The 17,054-nt window shown below is 65.2% G+C and carries 11 protein-coding genes; 6 read left to right on the top strand and 5 right to left on the bottom strand.

Annotated elements, in window-relative coordinates; translation table 11 throughout:
* Window positions 1–1,269 precede the first annotated feature (1,269 nt).
* Window positions 1,270–2,109, bottom strand: coding sequence for an IS5 family transposase (locus tag ABD296_RS23965; RefSeq protein WP_344271089.1), 840 nt, complete (start codon window positions 2,107–2,109; stop codon window positions 1,270–1,272).
* Window positions 2,110–2,374: 265 nt separating this feature from the next.
* On the opposite strand from ABD296_RS23965, the gene ABD296_RS50645 reads away from it, so the two are divergent.
* The gene (locus tag ABD296_RS50645; protein ID WP_407061506.1) at window positions 2,375–2,812 is read left to right on the top strand and encodes a transposase; all 438 of its coding nucleotides are present in this window, start codon (window positions 2,375–2,377) and stop codon (window positions 2,810–2,812) included.
* On the opposite strand, the gene ABD296_RS23960 is transcribed toward ABD296_RS50645, so the two are convergent.
* The gene (locus ABD296_RS23960; protein ID WP_344271086.1) at window positions 2,755–3,957 is read right to left on the bottom strand and encodes an IS110 family RNA-guided transposase; all 1,203 of its coding nucleotides are present in this window, start codon (window positions 3,955–3,957) and stop codon (window positions 2,755–2,757) included. The two genes, ABD296_RS50645 and ABD296_RS23960, sit on opposite strands and share 58 nt — an antisense overlap.
* Window positions 3,958–4,143: 186 nt before the next feature.
* Here ABD296_RS23960 and ABD296_RS23955 point away from each other — a divergent pair, with 186 nt between their 5' ends.
* The 3 genes from ABD296_RS23955 to ABD296_RS23945 all read left to right on the top strand — a co-directional run bounded on the left by ABD296_RS23955 (window position 4,144) and on the right by ABD296_RS23945 (window position 7,377).
* Entirely contained in the window at window positions 4,144–4,665 is a 522-nt protein-coding gene (locus ABD296_RS23955; RefSeq protein ID WP_344271217.1) for an IS5 family transposase, read from the top strand.
* Between the two features lie 493 nt (window positions 4,666–5,158).
* Window positions 5,159–6,241: an aKG-HExxH-type peptide beta-hydroxylase gene (locus ABD296_RS23950; protein WP_344271083.1), complete on the top strand. Its 1,083-nt coding sequence runs from the start codon at window positions 5,159–5,161 to the stop codon at window positions 6,239–6,241.
* Window positions 6,238–7,377, top strand: a complete 1,140-nt coding sequence (locus ABD296_RS23945) for an FxsB family cyclophane-forming radical SAM/SPASM peptide maturase (protein WP_344271080.1) — start codon at window positions 6,238–6,240, stop codon at window positions 7,375–7,377. The genes ABD296_RS23950 and ABD296_RS23945 overlap by 4 nt, the downstream gene beginning before the upstream one ends.
* Here the strand turns inward: ABD296_RS23945 and fxsT are convergent.
* The gene (fxsT, locus tag ABD296_RS23940) at window positions 7,352–9,958 is read right to left on the bottom strand and encodes an FxSxx-COOH system tetratricopeptide repeat protein (protein WP_344271077.1); all 2,607 of its coding nucleotides are present in this window, start codon (window positions 9,956–9,958) and stop codon (window positions 7,352–7,354) included. The genes ABD296_RS23945 and fxsT overlap by 26 nt on opposite strands.
* Window positions 9,959–10,507: 549 nt before the next feature.
* Between fxsT and ABD296_RS23935 the strand changes: the two genes are divergently transcribed.
* Together ABD296_RS23935 and ABD296_RS23930 are read left to right on the top strand one after the other, a co-directional pair.
* Complete coding sequence (locus ABD296_RS23935) at window positions 10,508–11,158, top strand: tetratricopeptide repeat protein (RefSeq protein ID WP_344271073.1); 651 nt, start codon at window positions 10,508–10,510, stop codon at window positions 11,156–11,158.
* Window positions 11,159–11,215: 57 nt separating this feature from the next.
* A complete protein-coding gene (locus tag ABD296_RS23930) occupies window positions 11,216–15,187 on the top strand; it encodes a caspase family protein (protein WP_344271070.1) in 3,972 nt (1,323 codons plus the stop codon).
* On the opposite strand, the gene ABD296_RS23925 is transcribed toward ABD296_RS23930, so the two are convergent.
* Window positions 15,152–15,832: an alpha/beta hydrolase family protein gene (locus ABD296_RS23925; protein ID WP_344271067.1), complete on the bottom strand. Its 681-nt coding sequence runs from the start codon at window positions 15,830–15,832 to the stop codon at window positions 15,152–15,154. The genes ABD296_RS23930 and ABD296_RS23925 overlap by 36 nt on opposite strands.
* A 711-nt stretch (window positions 15,833–16,543) precedes the next feature.
* Window positions 16,544–17,054: integrase core domain-containing protein (locus tag ABD296_RS23920; RefSeq protein WP_344271064.1), on the bottom strand; the 511-nt coding region annotated here is incomplete at its 5' end.

Genomic DNA, 17,054 nt, shown 5'->3' with positions numbered 1-17,054 from the left:
CGGCCGACCCGAGCCTTTCACATCACAGACCGTTGCTTTTCGGCGACAGCGCCTTTCACGCCGGCATATGCAGGCCGTGGGTATGGAGCGAGTCTATGATCCGGGGCCTGGCCACCGTGCGGCACACTGGTCAGGGAACTGACGCATGCAAGCGACGTTCTGCAGGGGGCTTCAGACTTCCGAGTGCGTGGTCTAGCGAGGCGCCGCCTTCACGCTCGGTCGGCGCGAGTCGGTGCTCTGCTGGGGGCCCCGCACCGCCGGGTTTCAGTGGCGGTCACGCCTGCTGAATTGCATGAGAGCGCGGTGGTCGTCGATGCGTATTACGGCACTCGCCGCGGGCTTCCCGGAATCACCGCGTCGGCCACGACATTGTGCGCTTGACTATCCAGCGGTGCCCGACGTCGGCGCCGGGGCCCCATGCCAGGAGTGGGCCGGCGGGATGCTGTGCACCAGCGGCTCCAGCCCGAGCTTGTCATGAGTGTTGGCCGCCGAGATCCCGACAAAGGTCGGCAGACCGGCACGGTCGACCAGCACATGGATCTTCGACTGGCTTTTGCCAGGTCGACAGGATTCGGGCTCGTCAGCTCCCCCATGGGCCGCCCAGACGCTGACCGAGTCGGTGTCGGCGACAGCCGGTCGCGCACCGCGCCAGTCGAACCGGCCGGCCGCCCCTAGCTCGTTCAGGACGATGCGGTGCAGCTTGGCCCAGACCCTACCGTGGAGCACCTGCGCGATACGATGCCGGCAGCGACCGCCCGGCGCGTTGGTGTTGATCGCCGTGCTGCGGGCGCACCGCGACCGGCAATGGGCTGAGGCCGCCGCGTATGGGAACCGGTACTGCGACTGTTGGCAGGTGTTCGTCAACCTCAACGGCGAACGGGCCTCTTTCGGGTGCCTCATTTTCATCCCTCAGCACACGCTGGCCGAGCATCGCTTGCCGCGGTGATGGAGCGGTGGATGCAGACCTGCCGCTGTGAACAAAAATGTTCCTTGACCTGCGTGGACGAGGTTTGCTGCCTGAGCATGGTGCTCGGCTCATCGTCGAGGGTGTCCGCCACGCGCACATGCCCGTCCCCGCCGATCATGGCCACCGGCTCGGCCGCCTGTGGTCCGGGACGCACGAGCACCCGTGTGCGGCGGGCGGCGCTGGGGCGCTCCCACAGCCGGATGAGCGCGCTGAGGAGACGCTCCAGGTAATGGGCAGGCGTGGCTGAAGGTGCGCGAGCTCGCCCGCGATCTACGAGGGAGTTTCGTCCTGTATCTGTGGTGTCAAGTGCCCCGCCAGGTGACAGTGGCCTCGCCGGTGAGGCGGCGGCTCATCAGGTCGATCATTGCGACGTGGATCATGGCTTCGGATCGGGCCGGCAAGGTTTCGTAGTCGCGGGCCAGGCGGCGGTGCAACATCAGCCAGCCGAACGTGCGCTCCACCACCCAGCGCCGCGGTAGCGGCACGAATCCTTTGGTGGCGGGGTCGCGGCGGATGGGCTCCAGGTCGATGCCCAGGGTGGCGGCATGGTCGATGGCCTTGGTGCGGTAGGCGGTGTCGGTCCACGCCTTGGTGATCGTCGGGTGTGTCGCGGCCACGCCGGTCAGCAGCTGCATGCCGGCGGTGCCGTCCGGCACGCTGGCCGCGGTGACCAGCACCGTCAGCAGCAGCCCGAGGGTGTCGGTGATGATGTTGCGCTTGCGGCCCACGATCTTCTTGCCTGCATCGGTGCCCTGACTGGCGCGGGGCACGTCGATGGAGGTCTTGACGCTCTGGGAGTCGATGATGCAGGCGCTGGGCTCGGCCCGGTGGCCCTCTTGCTCGCGGAGCAGGTCGCGCAGCAGCCCAGTGAGCTGGGCGAACACTCCGTCGCGCTCCCAGCGGGCGAAGTAGGCGTACACGGTCTGGTAGGGCGGGAAATCGTGCGGCAGGTAGCGCCACGGGATGCCGGTCCGGTCGAGGTACAAGATCGCGTTCATCAGGGTACGCAGGTCGTGCTCGGGTGGACGGCCGATGGCCAGCGCACTGGCCAGGCGTTGTTCGCGCCAGGCGGTCAGGACCGGCTCGATCAACGCCCATCGGGCATCGGACAGATCACTGGGATAACCACGGCGTGTGCTCATGAACACGCCTGTACGCCACGCGGAACCAGATGCCCAGGCGTATGCAGAATCCGGCAAGGGCACAGACCCCACCTCACCTGAGGTTCTGGGACGAGACAGAAATATGTGGGCAAACCAACCCCGCATCCGCCTCCATCGCATCCCAAGAGGCTCCAAGACTCGCCAACCCCATCGCATCGGCCCTCAATGTCCCTCCAGAACCGCCGTCAACCGCCAGTCACCGGGACGAAATTCCCTCTAAGAGCGTGTCTCACGTGGATGGCGGGTGTTATGCGGGATCGTGTTGTCGGATCTTGCGTTGCGGCTGGTGCCGGATGAGTTGTGGGAGCTTGCCGAGCCGCTGATCCCGGCGTTCAGGCCACGGCGGCAGGGCGGTGGGACGGCGGCGGTGGATGATCGGGCGGTGTTCACCGCGATCGTGTACGTGCTGACCAGCGGGTGTGCGTGGCGGCATCTGCCCGCGGAGTTCGGCGTCAGTGTGCCGACCGCGCATCGCCGGTTCAGCGCCTGGACGCGGGCGGGATTGTGGCCGCGGCTGCACCGCGCGGTGCTGGACGAGCTGGGTGCGCGGGGGCAGGTGGACTGGGGGTCGGCGATCGTGGACGCCGCGGCTGTCCGCGCGAAAAGGTGCCCCTATGTGCTTCGTCAAGCTGGGGCGGGGATTGGCGGGCGATACAGAGTGCCGTCGCGGAGCATGGCGTAGAGAACGTCGATGCGGCGTCGAGCCAGGCAGGTGATGGCGGCGACGTGGTGTTTGCCCTCGCTCCGCTTCTTGTCGTAGTAGGCCCTGCATGTTGGGTCGCGCAGTGAGGCGAAGGCGGCGAGGTAGAAGGCGCGTTTGAGTTGCCGGTTGCCGCGCCGGGATGGGCTTTCGCCGCGGACGGAGGAACCCGAGGTTCGGGTGGCGGGGGCCAGGCCGGCGTAGGCGGCCAGGTGCCCGGCGCTGCGGAAGCGGCTGCAGTCTCCGACGTCGATCAGGATGCGGGCGGCCGTCCTGAGCCCGATGCCGGGCATCGAGGTCAGGACCTGGGAAAGAGGATGGGCATCCAGGAGTTCTTCGATCCGTCCTGCCAGGACGGCGCGTTGGTCGGCCACGGAGTTCAGCGACCGCGCCAGGCTCGGGATGATCAGTGCGGCCGCGTCCGTGCCGGGCACCGTGACGGTCTGCTCCTGCAGGGCGGTCAGGATGTCGTCGATCAGGCGTTCGGCCATCCGTGGTGCCCGGGATCGCAGCACGCGCACCAGTCGGTCTCGTCCGGCCTCTCTGAGTTGCGCCGGAGAGCCGAAGCGTTCCAGCAGGACACGCGCGGCGGGGCGGTCCAGCCGCGGCCCCAGCACCCGTTCCAGGGCAGGGTGGATCTGGGTGAGCAATCCACGCAGGCGATTGACCAGTCGAGTCGATTCCTGGGCCAGGTCATCGTCGAAGCCGACGAGCATTTGCAACTCGGCAACGGCTTCGACCTCGGGCGCCAGCCGGCGAAGGGTGTGCGGCATGGTGCGGGCGGCGTCGGCGATGATGAACGCGTCTCGGGCGTCGGTCTTGGCCTCGCCGGGATACAGGTCGGCGATCCTCCGCATCGCCAGTCCAGGCAGGTAGGCGACCTGGCATCCCATGTCGCGGGCCACCGCCAGCGGCAACGCGCCGATGGATGCGGGCTGGTCGACCACCACCAGCACCGTGCCCCATCGAGATCTGAGACGCTCCAACAACTCTCGCAGTTTGGGCTCGTTGTTAGGAAGCCGCTGATCGAACACCTTCTTGCCCGCCGGAGTCAGTCCGGTCGCATGATGTTCGCCTTTGCCGACGTCCAGGCCACAAAAGACGCCGATGTTGCGGGGGTCGGTCACGTGTCGCCTTCCGTTCGAAGCATCTCCTTCCCGGCCCCCTGCGGCATCAGCGTGCCGGCACCCACGTTACAAAGAGCCTGCCAGCCCGAGGGCTGCGCGGTCATGCCCCTCATCAGCGGTCTGCCGATGCCTCCGAATCTGGTGACATCACCTTTTCGATCATGGACCGACTGGGGGCACGCAGTCATGCCAGACCCAGAGACCGGGGACCCGTTTCCGGATCAGCAAGAAGGTAACGGGGGCACGCTGACCGGCCCCAATCCGGTCGATCGGGGCAAGAGGGGCAGCAAACTCCACGTCCTGTCCGACGCCGCCGGGTTGCCGTTGGTGGTCGCGGTGTCGGCGGCCAACGTCCACGACAGCCAGGCCCTCAAACCGCTGCTGATGGCGTTGCCGGCGATCCGATCGCGCCGTGGGCCACGTCGGCGACGGCCGGTGAAGATGCGTGCCGACAAGGCGTACCACTCCGCCGAGCACCGGAGCTGGCTGCGGCGACGCGGAATCGTGCCGCGGATCGCCCGGCCCGGCATCGAGTCCGGCGAGCGACTGGGCCGCCACCGCTGGGTGATCGAACGAACGCTGGCCTGGCTGCTCGGCTACCGGCGCCTGACCATCCGCTACGAACGCCACGGCCACCTGTTCAACGCCTTCCTCGCCCTCGCCGCCACCATCACCTGCTACAAGAAGCTAACCAAACACCCCACATGAGACACGCTCTAAGAGAATCGCCCCGCCCCAACTTCGCGCCTCGCTGCGCTCCCTCGACCTCGGTTGAGCCAGAATACGCTTCCATCCCATTTGTGCCACCCGACACGTTGAGTTAGTGACACCTCTCGGCCTCAGTTCAATGCCTCACGGGACGTACGTTTCGGTTGGCAAAAATTGCAATTAACAATCCACCTTAAAGACTCTGCATCTTACTGGATACTCACCAAGGAGTCGAGGCTTGGCGGAGTACTCTGTTGCAGTTTACCTTGAGCTTATTTCGGACATCATGAGACGATGCCGCTTCCGACGCACGCGAGGGGGGCTCTGTGGAGGGCGCTGAAGCGAAAGACACGTCCTTGCCGGACCTTACCAATGTTCCTTTGGAGTACGGCGAGGAAACCCCGGCGGTGCTGGCGGAGGCCCTCCGGCTACTTCTTCAGCGTTTGGACCTGCAGCAGGAGACCCTCTCTTCGTTCAATGCGAGTTTGAGCTGATGGGTGCTCTCGCCTCTGAACATCGATTGCTGATTGATCATTTTCGGGAGTTGGCCCATGGGCTCGGCGGCCCTGACGCGGTGGGCTGTCTAGCACAAGCCGAGTACAGCAAGCATATGCTGCTCATCCGCGCGATCGTCGAGCATGCCGGTGCCGAATCGGTTGCGCACCACGCTTATCAGCGTCTTGCTTCGCTCTACCAACGTTCCCCGCAGGCCGTGGCCGCGTTGATCAGCCGCCCGGAGGTGGGAGCCTGGGCGGTGGACTGCTTGCGGGCGTTGCGTGATGGCCGACCAGATGCCGCCTGTGATCGACTCGCACACTGGGCCGACCTCCCAGATCAGGCTCAGCCCAGATGCCGGATATCTGCTGGAGGCCTGCAGTTGGACGTCGCTATCTCCGGTGTGGACCCGTCTCTGCATCGGTACCGCTATGAGGTTGATCAGCCTGACCTTGACCGCTGGCACGAGCGGCTGGCCGGAGCTTGGCGCATTCTGGTCACCCGACACCGCCCTCTGGCCGAAGAGCTCACCGTCGGCCTGCGCACTGTTGTGCCGTTGCGGCGGGTACCAGGCACCGTAGTGGTGAGTGCGACCTCTCCGGCAGCGTTCGGGGCCGTCGCGACCTCGCTTCCAACCGATGACGTCACCACGGCCGAGACACTGATCCATGAGTTCCAGCACGTCAAGCTTGGTGCCGTCCTGGACATGCTGCTCCTGGTACGGCCCGAAGCCGCGGCCCGCGCACATTATTACGCGCCATGGCGCGACGATCCGCGCCCGCTGGTCGGGCTGTTACAAGGCGCGTACGCGTACCTGGGCGTGGCCCGATTCTGGCGCCGAGAACGGTTCGCCGTCCCGTCTCTGAATGGGCACATCGAGTTCGCGCGTCGCCGCGTCGAGGCGCACCAGACAACGGGAACACTGTTGGCATCAGAGGGGCTGACTGATGATGGGGTTGAGTTCGTCTCGCTCATGCGTGGCCAACTGGCGGCGTGGCTCAGTGAGCCTGTTCCGGAGCGGGCGTTACGGCGGGCCGCGATGCTGAGCGCTGCACATCGCAGCCGCTGGCGGCCGTCATGATCGTCCCATTCCAGCAGTTCGTCCTGAAGGTGCACAGCCGTTGCAACCTGGCTTGCGACTACTGCTATGTGTACGCGATGGCCGATCAGGGGTGGCGATCACAACCGCGCCGCATGCCCGATCAGGTTGTCGACGACACGCTGGCTCGCATTGCTGAGCATGCTGTCGCTCACCGGCTGCCGAGCGTGCGGATTATCCTTCATGGCGGTGAGCCGCTGCTTGCCGGCCCTGACCTGCTAACTGCTCTAGTCGACCATGCGCGGGCAGTGATCCCGGCTCAGGTCCTGGTCAGTTTGCAGACTAACGGGGTTCTGCTGGACGACCCGACGTTGGCTTTGCTGCGCGCACACGAGGTCCGCATCGCGGTGAGCTTGGACGGTGATGCCGTCACCACCAACCGGCATCGTCGGTTCGCCGATGGCCGAAGCAGTCATGCCTCCGTGGTGTCCGCGCTGCGGCGGCTGCGGCACGTTCCCGAGGCTTTTGCGGGAATCCTGTGCACCATCGACCTGCAGGCAGATCCTGTTGGCTGCTACGAGGCCCTGCTGGAGTTCTCGCCTCCTCAGCTGGATTTTCTGCTGCCGCATGGCAGCTGGTCCTCGCCCCCACCGTTCCGACCAGCCGATGATTCAACGCCGTACGCCGATTGGCTTCTGGCGGTGTTCGAACGCTGGTACGGCGCACCCGCGCAAGAAACCTCTATCCGCCTGTTCACCGAGATGATGCAGCTGCTGCTCGGCGGCCCCGGTGGTTTTGAGGGGCTCGGGCTCCGGCCGTCGTCGGTGATCGTGGTCGGCGTCGACGGCGGCATCCGTCAGCTGGATTCGCTTTCGGCGGTGGCAGCGGGTGTGGCCGATCTTGGGCTGAACGTGGCCGCGGATTCCTTCGACGCGGCACTAACTCATCCGTTGACGAGGGCACGTCAGGCGGGGCTTGCCGGGCTGGCGCGGACCTGCCAACGGTGCACACTGGTCCACACGTGTGGTGGTGGTCTTTTTACTCACCGTTACGACGGTCGGCAGAAGGGAGATTCCTTTGCTCATCCGTCAGTCTACTGCCCCGACCTGACCAAACTGATCACGGCGGTGGATGCCAGGATCCATCGTGATCTCAATAGGGTTCGAGGTCCAGGTTGATGCGCTGGCGGCTGCGCGCAGCAACGACCTCAGGATGGTCGGAGGCCAGTTCCTCGTTGTAGAGGGTGATCGTGTCATGTAGCAGCCGGGTGGCCTGATCCCCTTTACCAGCACCACGCAGGTCGATGCTCAGATTCGCCGACGTGGCCAGTGTGGCCGGATGTTTCGGTCGGATCTCCTTCCCCAGCGCCAATGCCTGCTCGTCGAGAGCTTGAGCCTCCGCCACTTTGCCGGCGACGAACAGGTCACTGGCCAGATTGACGCGGGCGGCGATTGTGAACGGGTGCCTTTCGCCGTAGACCTGTGTGATGCCCTGCAACGCCTCCCGGTCCAAGGTTTCGGCATCGAGGGGGGAGCGGAACTGACGGAGCACCACTGCGAGGTTGACTTGCGTCGCGAAGGTGATGCTCGAGACCGGCTTGTCTTTGTCCTTGCACTGGGCGAGAGTCTCTTCGCCCAGCTCTGCTGCCTCCCGCAGGTCGCCTAGCGCCCGTAGGTTAGCGATCTGGTCGGCTGCCGCGATCAGTGTGTAGCGGTGATTGTCGCGGAGGTAGCTGCGGCAGCTCTGCACGACACGTCGTCCCTGTTCGGCGGCTTCTTGGTATTTGCCCGCTTTGCGCAACGCCACCGCGAGCCCGCGGTGCGCGTTGAGCAGGTCGAGATTGAGACGCTTGTCGTGGAGCGGCCCGAACTCGCGGCATACGCTCTTGGCCTTCTCCAGAGCCCGGTCATATTCGCCGAGTTCCCGCAGATCACGGGCGAGCGCGTCCAGGGAGGCAAGCGTCCGGGGGTTGGTTGGACCTAGGTCGTTCTTGCGCAGCGTGTAGGTCTCCTCGTCCCAGCGCTGCGCTTCCTGGAAATCACCGAGCCGCCGATAGTCGGCCGCAATGTTATTGTGGACGTTCAGCGTCGGTGCCTGACTGGAGGCGAAGACCTGCTCGAACTTTGGGAGCAACGCCATGTCTTGGGCTAGGGCCTCCTCGAACCTGCCCAGGAACCGCAGGTCCGCGCCCTGGCTGTTGGCGCAGATAAGCCCGACTTGCACCGCGGCCTCCCGCTCCAGGTCGGCCGTTTCCGGGTCGTTGATGCGTTGATCAGCAAGAGCAAGGGTGCGCTTGTTGCGCTCAAAGGCGTCCTCGTGGCGCTCGGCGAGCCGCATGGCGATGGCTACTTCGGTGGCAAGCCTCAGCACCAGCAGGTCGTTCTCGCCGAACCTGTCCTCCCACTCCTTCAGTGAGAGTTCACCCAGCCGGAGACTTTCGGTGTGCCGGCCTCGCAGGTGCAGCCGCCGCACTTGATTGATGATCAGTGTTCGCATTTCGGGGGCATCTGACCTCAGCGCCCCGGACGGCATGATATGCGGCAGGGTCCTATTATAGGCGCGGTCGTAGTCGTGCCGGTCGGGGGCGCAGGGGTCGCTGGCCGCCAGCAGCGTCTGCACCGTCCGCCTGTACTCCACGGCCTCCTGCGGCGTGTCCAGCAACGTCTGCTCTTGGGTGAGTCGCTGTACGACCGGATGCATCGATAGGACGTCTCGCGCACCATTGTATCGAATCAGGGAGAAGCCCACCAGCTCGTCGCGTGCGGCCTGGAAGCGGGCAGGGTCTGACAGGGCATCGCCCAGGGTGCCTGGCCCGTCGACGCTTGCGCGCTGTTGCAGCAGTTCCTGCGCCACCCGTCCGGGCGCGAAGAACGACAGCAGCCGGAATAGACGCTGCGCGTCCTGGCCCACCCGCTGCAACGACAGGCTCCACGTCGCGGCGACGGTGGTGGACTTGTAGCTGATGTCGGCCTTCTTGCTCATCGCCGCGTGCGGTGAGCGGTCGAATTCCTTCAGGTAGGGGCCCACCTCCATGCCTGTGCGTTCCAGATAGGCGCCCGCGTGCACGATGGCCAGCGGCAGGTGACCGAGCGTTTGGGCGAGTCTGCTCACGTCGGCCTTGCGGCGGGCGGCTTGCGCCGCATCGTCGGTAGGTCCTAGCTGGGGCACCCTCCTGTGTAGATATTCGGCCGATTCGACGGCGTCGAAGCCATTGATTTCGGTTCCGGTGGCACCGGCGCGGCCCAGCCAGTCACGTACCTGTGAGGTGATGATGACGTGGCCACCTGATGGGGCCGGTTGGGGCAGGTAACTTTGAACATCGTCCGGGGAGGCGGCGTCATCGAAGATCAGCAGCCAGCGCAGATTTCTGTCCTCGCACAGCCGGCGGCGGACCGCCCACGGCGCCTTTTCCCGCTCGGTTATCGGCACATCCATGTCCATGCCGAGCATGTCATTGCCGAGGTGGGCGAACGAGGTGGCGATCAACTCGGGTCTGGCAGCTTCGATCCACCAGACGATGTCGTACTCGTCCCGATGGCGGTAGGCGTACTCGACGGCGATCGCCGTCTTGCCGACACCGCTGAGCCCATACAAGGTCTGTGGGGTCGATGTGGGCGCGCTGCCTGCGGTACCGCTCCCGAGCAGCCGAGTACGCAGTGCCTCCAGTTCTTTCTCACGCCCGGTGAAGTATGGGGGGCGAGGAGGGACTCTACGCCCCCAGATCGGAGGCAGGAGTTCGGTTCTATGATCGTTATTCATCACGCGCCCCTTGTCGTCCTGCCGAAATGATAGGGCCCGATCTCCGCAACGAACCGGCCGGTGTGGAGAGTGCCCATTTCCCCCGATGGTGGCCGGTGTCGGTCACATTGGGCAGCTTTGGTGTGTTTGGGTGTATCCCACTCTCACGGTTCTGCAAAGACGACCCTTCGGCCATAGACCCAGCGCTAAGTTTCCATCACTCTCAGCGGTGAGACTGGGAAACGCCACTGAGTCGTTCAGCGCTCGCAACACTGTCGATCGTAGGAGACGATCACGTTGGCTGCCGCTCCGGAGAGCAGGGGACCTGTCCGCCCCCCGTACGCTCCTTGGCATCCAGCCGCGCCCCTAGTGCCTCCCCGCAACATCACAGCCGGCCGAGGAGGTCCAATCAGCTGGCCCCGGACGTGCGACGCGAGTCATCCATGGTCACGACCAGGGGAGACAGATCCCGTACGGGAAACAGATCCGGCGACGCCGGAAGCCTCGACAGAGGCTGAGTGCACCTGGGACCGTGCGAGCGCATTGGCGCAGCAAGGCCACCACGCCAGAATGGCAGGTGACCTCGAAGAAGCGGCCAGACTGCTTCGCACCGCGCTGTCCCTGTACGGAGCAGTGGACGACCTCGCCGCAGCCAAACCCCTCTACGCTGCCCTGATCGAAGTCCGGTTCGCTCAGGGCGACTATGGCACGGCGGTGGACGTGGCTCGAGAGGCCCTCACTGTGCTGCCCGGTAACCAGCAGGCTCTCCTGGGACTTGCCTACTCCCGCTGGTATCAGGGACATGTCGCGGACGCCATCACCGTCCTGAGTGAAGCGGTCGCAGACCAGCCTGGCGGGCCGACAGCGCGACGTGCACGAGGACAGATCCTCGCCGATCTCGGCCGTGCCATGGCAGCACTGGGGGATCTGGATCCTGAAGACGACGATCCGGATACGCGATCGGCTCTAGCTCTGGCGCTGGATGCGCTGGGCCGGGTCGAAGAAGCGGACCGCGAGATGGAAAGCGCCCTCGACCTGGCACCCGATCGGCCTCGCACTCATCTGCGGCTGGCCAGGGTCGCGCTGCGGCGCGGGGACTCGAGCCTGGCACGCGAAAGCCTGCAGCGGACACTGGCAGGCCAGCCGGAACTACCTCCAGCCCATGCCGCTGAAGCCGAAAGACTCCTTGAGACCCTGCCCGGGACTGACGTAGCCCCCTGACCCGTTGCCATCCACCGGTTAAGGTCGTAATTCACCGTTCCATCGAGGTGACTGACCTTGCCAGAAAAGCGCGCCCTGCTGATCTGCGTCTCTGGATACGCCGCACCGACCAGAGATCTGGACTTCGCCGTCCCGCCGGTCCAGCGGCTGGCGCGGATCCTGCAAGATCATTACGAGTACGAGGTTACCACGGTGGTCGAGCCGGGGCTTCGCAGTGCCGACATCGACGCTCATGTCCGCCGCGCCATCATCGACGCGAACGCTCAAGCACGGCTGCTGGTACTGATCGTGGCCCACGGCCGGAGTACCGACTCCCAGCACCTGCATGCGCTCGGAATCGATCAGAGCCTCGCGGCTGAGGTAGGGAGCTGGCTTCATCTGGTTCAAAACCGTCAGGGACCGATGACACTCTTCCTGCTGGACACCTGCGAATCGGGGACCGCAGCGCGGCTTTCCTGGATAGGGGACTACGCGGAGGAGTCGCTGCAGTTCTCCGTGCTGTCCGCCTGCCAGGCCGAGCAGAGTGCCTTCGACGCCGTGTTCACCCAGGCCTGCGCCAACGTCCTGGAGCAAATCGCCCTCGGCAGCCTCCAGGTCGCCCGGTGCGGGCGCCTCTTGCCACTGTCGACCTTCGCCAAGGCCGTGAAGACCGAAGTCGCCTCCCTACGAAAGCGCATCAGCAAGTGGCCGCAGCATGTGATCGCGATCAGAGCTGACTCCGCTACCGATCTTGACGCGCGGCTGAACTTCTTCACCCATCCCGACGTCGACCTCCCCGACCTGCTCATCGCCGATGGCGTAGATTCCGATCGGCTGGACTTGCCGACGTCCGCGGATGAGGGCCTGGACCTGCCCTATCTGCTCGACCGTGCTGCCTGCTTCGGCGCCTTCGCCGATCGCAGCGACAAGCTCGCCGGGTGCTTCACCGGCCGGGTGACCGAGCTGAAAGCTTTGGCGACCTGGCCCAACACTGCGGCACCTGGCCCTGCCGTCATCGTCGGGGGGCCGGGGGCAGGTAAGTCGGCGCTGCTCAGCATCCTGACCTGTGCCGTCCACCCGCTGCTGCATACCGCCACCAACCCGCTGTGGAAGCACACGAAGCATCTGCCTCCACAAGTGCAGCGACGGCTCGCGATGGTGAACTGCCACGAACGCGGCCTCGACCAGATCACCGCGTCAGCTGGTCGGCAGCTTGGGCTTCGGCCAGCACCTGCAGATCTCCTGGCAGACCTGGCGCAATCCGCAGGCCCGTGCCTCATGATCATCGACTCGGTGGACAAGGCACGCGATCAAGCTCAGGTCAGCGCGTGGCTGACTGAGACCGCCACGACAACCCTGCCCACCGGCCGTCCTGCCCTCGACCTGCTGATGGCCAGCCGCCCCGACGCCCTCGGAGGCCGGCTCCGCGAACTCGCCGAAACCACCGGCCTGCTGATCGACCTCGAGGCCGTCGACTCTGACACGCTGCAAGACGATCTCCAGCACTACATCAGCCGCCTGCTGAGGGCAACCGCGGAAACCGATCACAGCAGCGCACTGTTCGCGGCCCGAACGGCGCGCCGCTTGGCCAACAACAGCACCAGTAGCAGTCCCTTCCTGATCGCAGGGGTTCACACCCGCCGCTTCGTCGAAGAGTTCGGCCAGAACGCAGCCGACCAGGGCACTGCCGACCAGGAAGCCGAGGGCTTCGGTGATCGAGTACCCCTAACGTCCGCGGACCTCGTACATGCCGAACTCGCCTCGCAACCCCAGAACACGTGGGACTCAGTCGTTCTCGCGGTCATCGCGCATGCCCGCGGTGGAGGGATGCCGGCAACCGTCATCACCCGAAGCGCGGCGCAGCTTCGGCCCGGCAAAGAACCCCTCAGCCAGCAGCAACTACGAGAAATCCTGCGAACACACGGCCACTTGCTACGCCGCTCGGCCGACAGCACCGGCTTGATGACCTATCAGCTGACCGATGAGCAACTCGTCCAGCACCTCGCGCCCTTAGCTGACCGGCAAACAATCATGACCGCTCTGCTGGCCCCGCTCGGCCCCGTGGATGCACGACGGTGGCATGTCGCCGAACCGTATCTGCTGCAGCACGCACTCGACCACGCGGAGGGCACACCAACGGCAGAAGAGTTGCTGAACGACCCCGGCTTCCTGCTGTACGCCGACGCCGACGTGCTCGCAACGGCTTCCGACGTTTCAGCCGCTGCCGCACTCGCCCTGGTACCAGCACCAGAGGGTCCATTCCAGCAGCGGCGCCAGCAGTACGCGCTATCAGCGATGCTGGCAGGCCAACATGATCTCTGTGCCCGCATCGCGCACCTGCCGGACGAGGATCCAGTCGACTGGTTTCCGCTGTGGAGCCTGCGAGATGACACCACAGCGCAGACCTGGATGACGGCTGTCCAGCACCACCAACGGCTGGAACTGGCCGGGCCTCAACTGACCGAGATCGTCGAAGGAGTCTCGGTATTCGTCCTGGCGAACCAGCCCGACCTGCGAGGCCTCCTCGTAGTCGATCAAGAAAACCGGGTTCTGCTCCGGTACGACGGCCGAACCCGGGTGCTGGACTCCGGCAGCACCTCGACCATCACCGCACTGGCCATCTCTTCCGCGGATGCCGCCACCCAGGTGTTCACCGGCCATCACGACGGCACCGTCTATGCGGTCCCAGCTGCCAACGGAACACCTATCCGACTATTCCACGATCACGAACGGCGAAGAGTGCGGCAGTTGGCCTCCGGCGGAACCAGCCCACCCGTCATCGCCTATCTGACCGACGGCGGGGTCCTGGGCGCCCAGTCACAATATCAGGGTCCCCACGAGCATCAGCAGCCACGGCGGCATCTCTTTTCAGTAACCAGTCAGCCACACGCCGTCGCTGTCGGCGGATCCGCCAGCTGGACTGCCGTGGTCACCGTCAACAGCGACACCGGCACCGCCAATACCGCCGCCACTGTCACCGTCTTCGACTTCGTCACCTTCGACCCGGTCGAGTTCCCCCTGCCATGGCCACTACATCAATCACACGGCCTCGCCGTCGCCACCCTCGGAACCCGGACAGTGATTCTGGTGGGCAGCCCACACGGCGACGTCGCGGTGCTCGACGCCCACACCCACCAAACGCTCCACACCATCAACACCGGTCTGGGTCGGCTCACCGACATCGCCGTCCAGCAGTCCCCAGCCGGACTCCAATGCCTCATCACCGGAGATCGAGGCACGGCCAGAGCCGGGTACCTGAGCCGCGCGGCCGCATTCCGGTGTCAACAGACCAGCTCCCTGCCAGCCGAGGCGGCGCAACTCGTAGGCGATATACCCCACCTCGGTGCAGACGAGCGCACACACCTCGCCTGCCACGACACTGGCGACACCATCGTGGCCATCGTGGCCAACAGCCGGGGACGGGCACACTGTGTCGACCTGCTGACCGGCCGGACAATGCTACCGGCACTGGCGTCCGACGGCGTCCCCGTCACAGGGCTGCACACCCAGAACGTCAGCGGAGTACCGGCCGCCGTGCTGAGCACTCTCTCCGGGCAACTGCTCTGGAATCTGATCGACGGATCGTCAGGAACCCTCGAGCAGCCAGCCCGAACACCGACCACAGCCACGACCGATGTGACTAAGCCCAGCGGGCAACCGACGGCCCCCATCTTCACCAACGGCACGCTGACCACGGCGTACGGAGACGCTCAGGGGCACGTGCGAGTCGGGAACCAGAATCTGGGACGCCACGAGTCCCCTGTTACCGCGTTGACGGGAGCCCGATTCCACGGCCGCTCTACAGTGGTGAGCGGAGCTCGCGACGGCTCAGTGAAGATCTGGGACCTGGCCACCAGCCAACTGGCCGGCCACCTGCACATGGGGGCCCCCGTCACCGCCGTTATGCAAGGCCCTCATGACATCCTGCTCGTCAGCGCCGGGGCCCACACCGTGGCCTTTCGCCCGCCCGAAAGGGAGCCCGTCCCACGCACCGCTAACGAACGCCAGGGAGGTTCAGGTGAAAGGGGCCAACAGCTCCGCGACCTCTGAAGCGCCCAGATAAGCCTTGACCCGGTGGGGATCCACAAGATGGATGCTGAGTTCGAGGTCGCGAGCGACTCCTTCGAACCGCATGGCGAGAGCACCACGCGGGACTGCCACAAAATCGCCATGGTCAGAGACATTGGCCCAATCTCGTACGCCGGGCGGTCGAGCCCCCATACCCCATTGTGGTGTGGGCTCGAGCCGGTCATAGACGACCTTGCGCATGGCCAGAGGACTGCCGAGCGTCACCAGAAGCTCGATCTCAATGTCCGGATGAGCATGGAGCGTCTCGTAGGCGACCACGCTTCCCAGGGAATGCGCGATCAGGACGCGTGGCCGATACTGTTCAAGCGCACGCGCCAACCTGCTGCGCACAGCGTGACGAACCGGCGCACTATCAGGGTCGAAATAGACCGATAGCTCGCTGACGAGGGCAGCGACGACGGGAACGCATCTGTCGCCGAAGCGCTCGGTTAGCAGCTCAGACGTTTGACGCAACCAGACGGCCGAACGACCCATGGCGGCAGGCTCGAGTCGCCGGTCACCGACTGGCCCAGACTCGCCCTCTGCCTCCTCCACCAATATCGCTTCCGCCCACTCCCCGAACAGCTGTTGCGCGAACGGGTTGAGCAGCAAGGGATCAGTCGCCATCCCCGCCCCCTCATCCAGGAGGTCTGCGTAGTATGCGACGGGCAAATGATCAGGGACCGGAGCCTGTGGTAGATGCCGGCCCAAGCTCCGTGATGTCCACCTCAGCCAGTCCGCGGCGATCGCAGCCGTCGCCTGCGTTAAATCCTTTCTCGATCGCTCAAAATAAGATAGGTTCCAGATTCCGTGAACACCGAGCAGCGGACTCATGAACCTCCAACCGGCAGCGGACCGATCAACGTATCCATATGCCCAGAATACGGCCTTGACAGGAATTCGCAAGAACAGGTTGCGTCCTCTCAGGCTCCAATGGTTGTGGGTCCCTCCGCGCGACTTCACGGCCAGTGACTGGGCCAGGAGCGTCTTGTCGCCGCTGGTGGGGACTGCCAGTACCATGCGCCGCACTTCGGGATCGAAGGTAACCGGTCGCCACCCGGCAACTCGCGCTGCGGTTCCCACCGGGTCACCGCAGACAGGTTGCCGACCGTGAACGCCTGGCGGACCAGATCAGAACAGTACGAGTCATTGCAACAGATGGCCGATAGGCTCTTATGTCGATGACCGATGGGACAAGGTACGCGCCAAACAGCGAATCTCGATCGCGGAAACGCTGACCGCCGTGACGGTAGCCCTCACGGGCTGCAACAGAGGCGCTGCTCATGCCGAAAACCCCATCCGTGCAGGTCATGCGGCATGCTGGTACTGGTTGAGGATTCACCGAGACGTTGCCTTCTTCGGATGCTCAGGTGGGCGATCTGGTCGGGGTCGGTGATCGGTGGAGGCAGCGGAGTGCATGGGGGGGGCGTTGGAAATGCCGCGGTGCGGCCGGTGCTCGTTGTAGAAGGTCTCGAACTCGCGCAGCGTGTGGGGCAGGTGGCGCTGGTTCCAGATCAGGGTCCGGTCCAGCAGTTCGCGGCGGCGGGTCTGCACCCACCGTTCCATGATCGAGTTCATCGGTGGCCTTCGCACCCCGGTGAGCACGATTTTGATACCCGTGTCGGCCAGGACCGCGTCGGCCAGCTCAGGGACCTTGCCGTCTCGGTCCCGGATTAGCCACCGCGCACGGCACCCGGCGTCCTCCAGGTCCATGACCAGGTTTCTTGCGGCCTGCGTCACCCACGCGGCCGTTGGATGGGCGGTCGCGCCCGGGACGCGGATCCGGCGGGTGCGGTGCTCGATCACGGCCAGCACGTACAGGCGCGCCCCAGTCAGGGGTGACGGTCTC

Source organism: Actinomadura napierensis (genome assembly GCF_039529375.1).
In the GTDB taxonomy this organism is placed as follows: domain Bacteria; phylum Actinomycetota; class Actinomycetes; order Streptosporangiales; family Streptosporangiaceae; genus Spirillospora; species Spirillospora napierensis.
The sequence above is the reverse complement of the archived record's forward strand: the minus strand, read 5'-3'. Positions and strand labels throughout refer to the sequence as shown.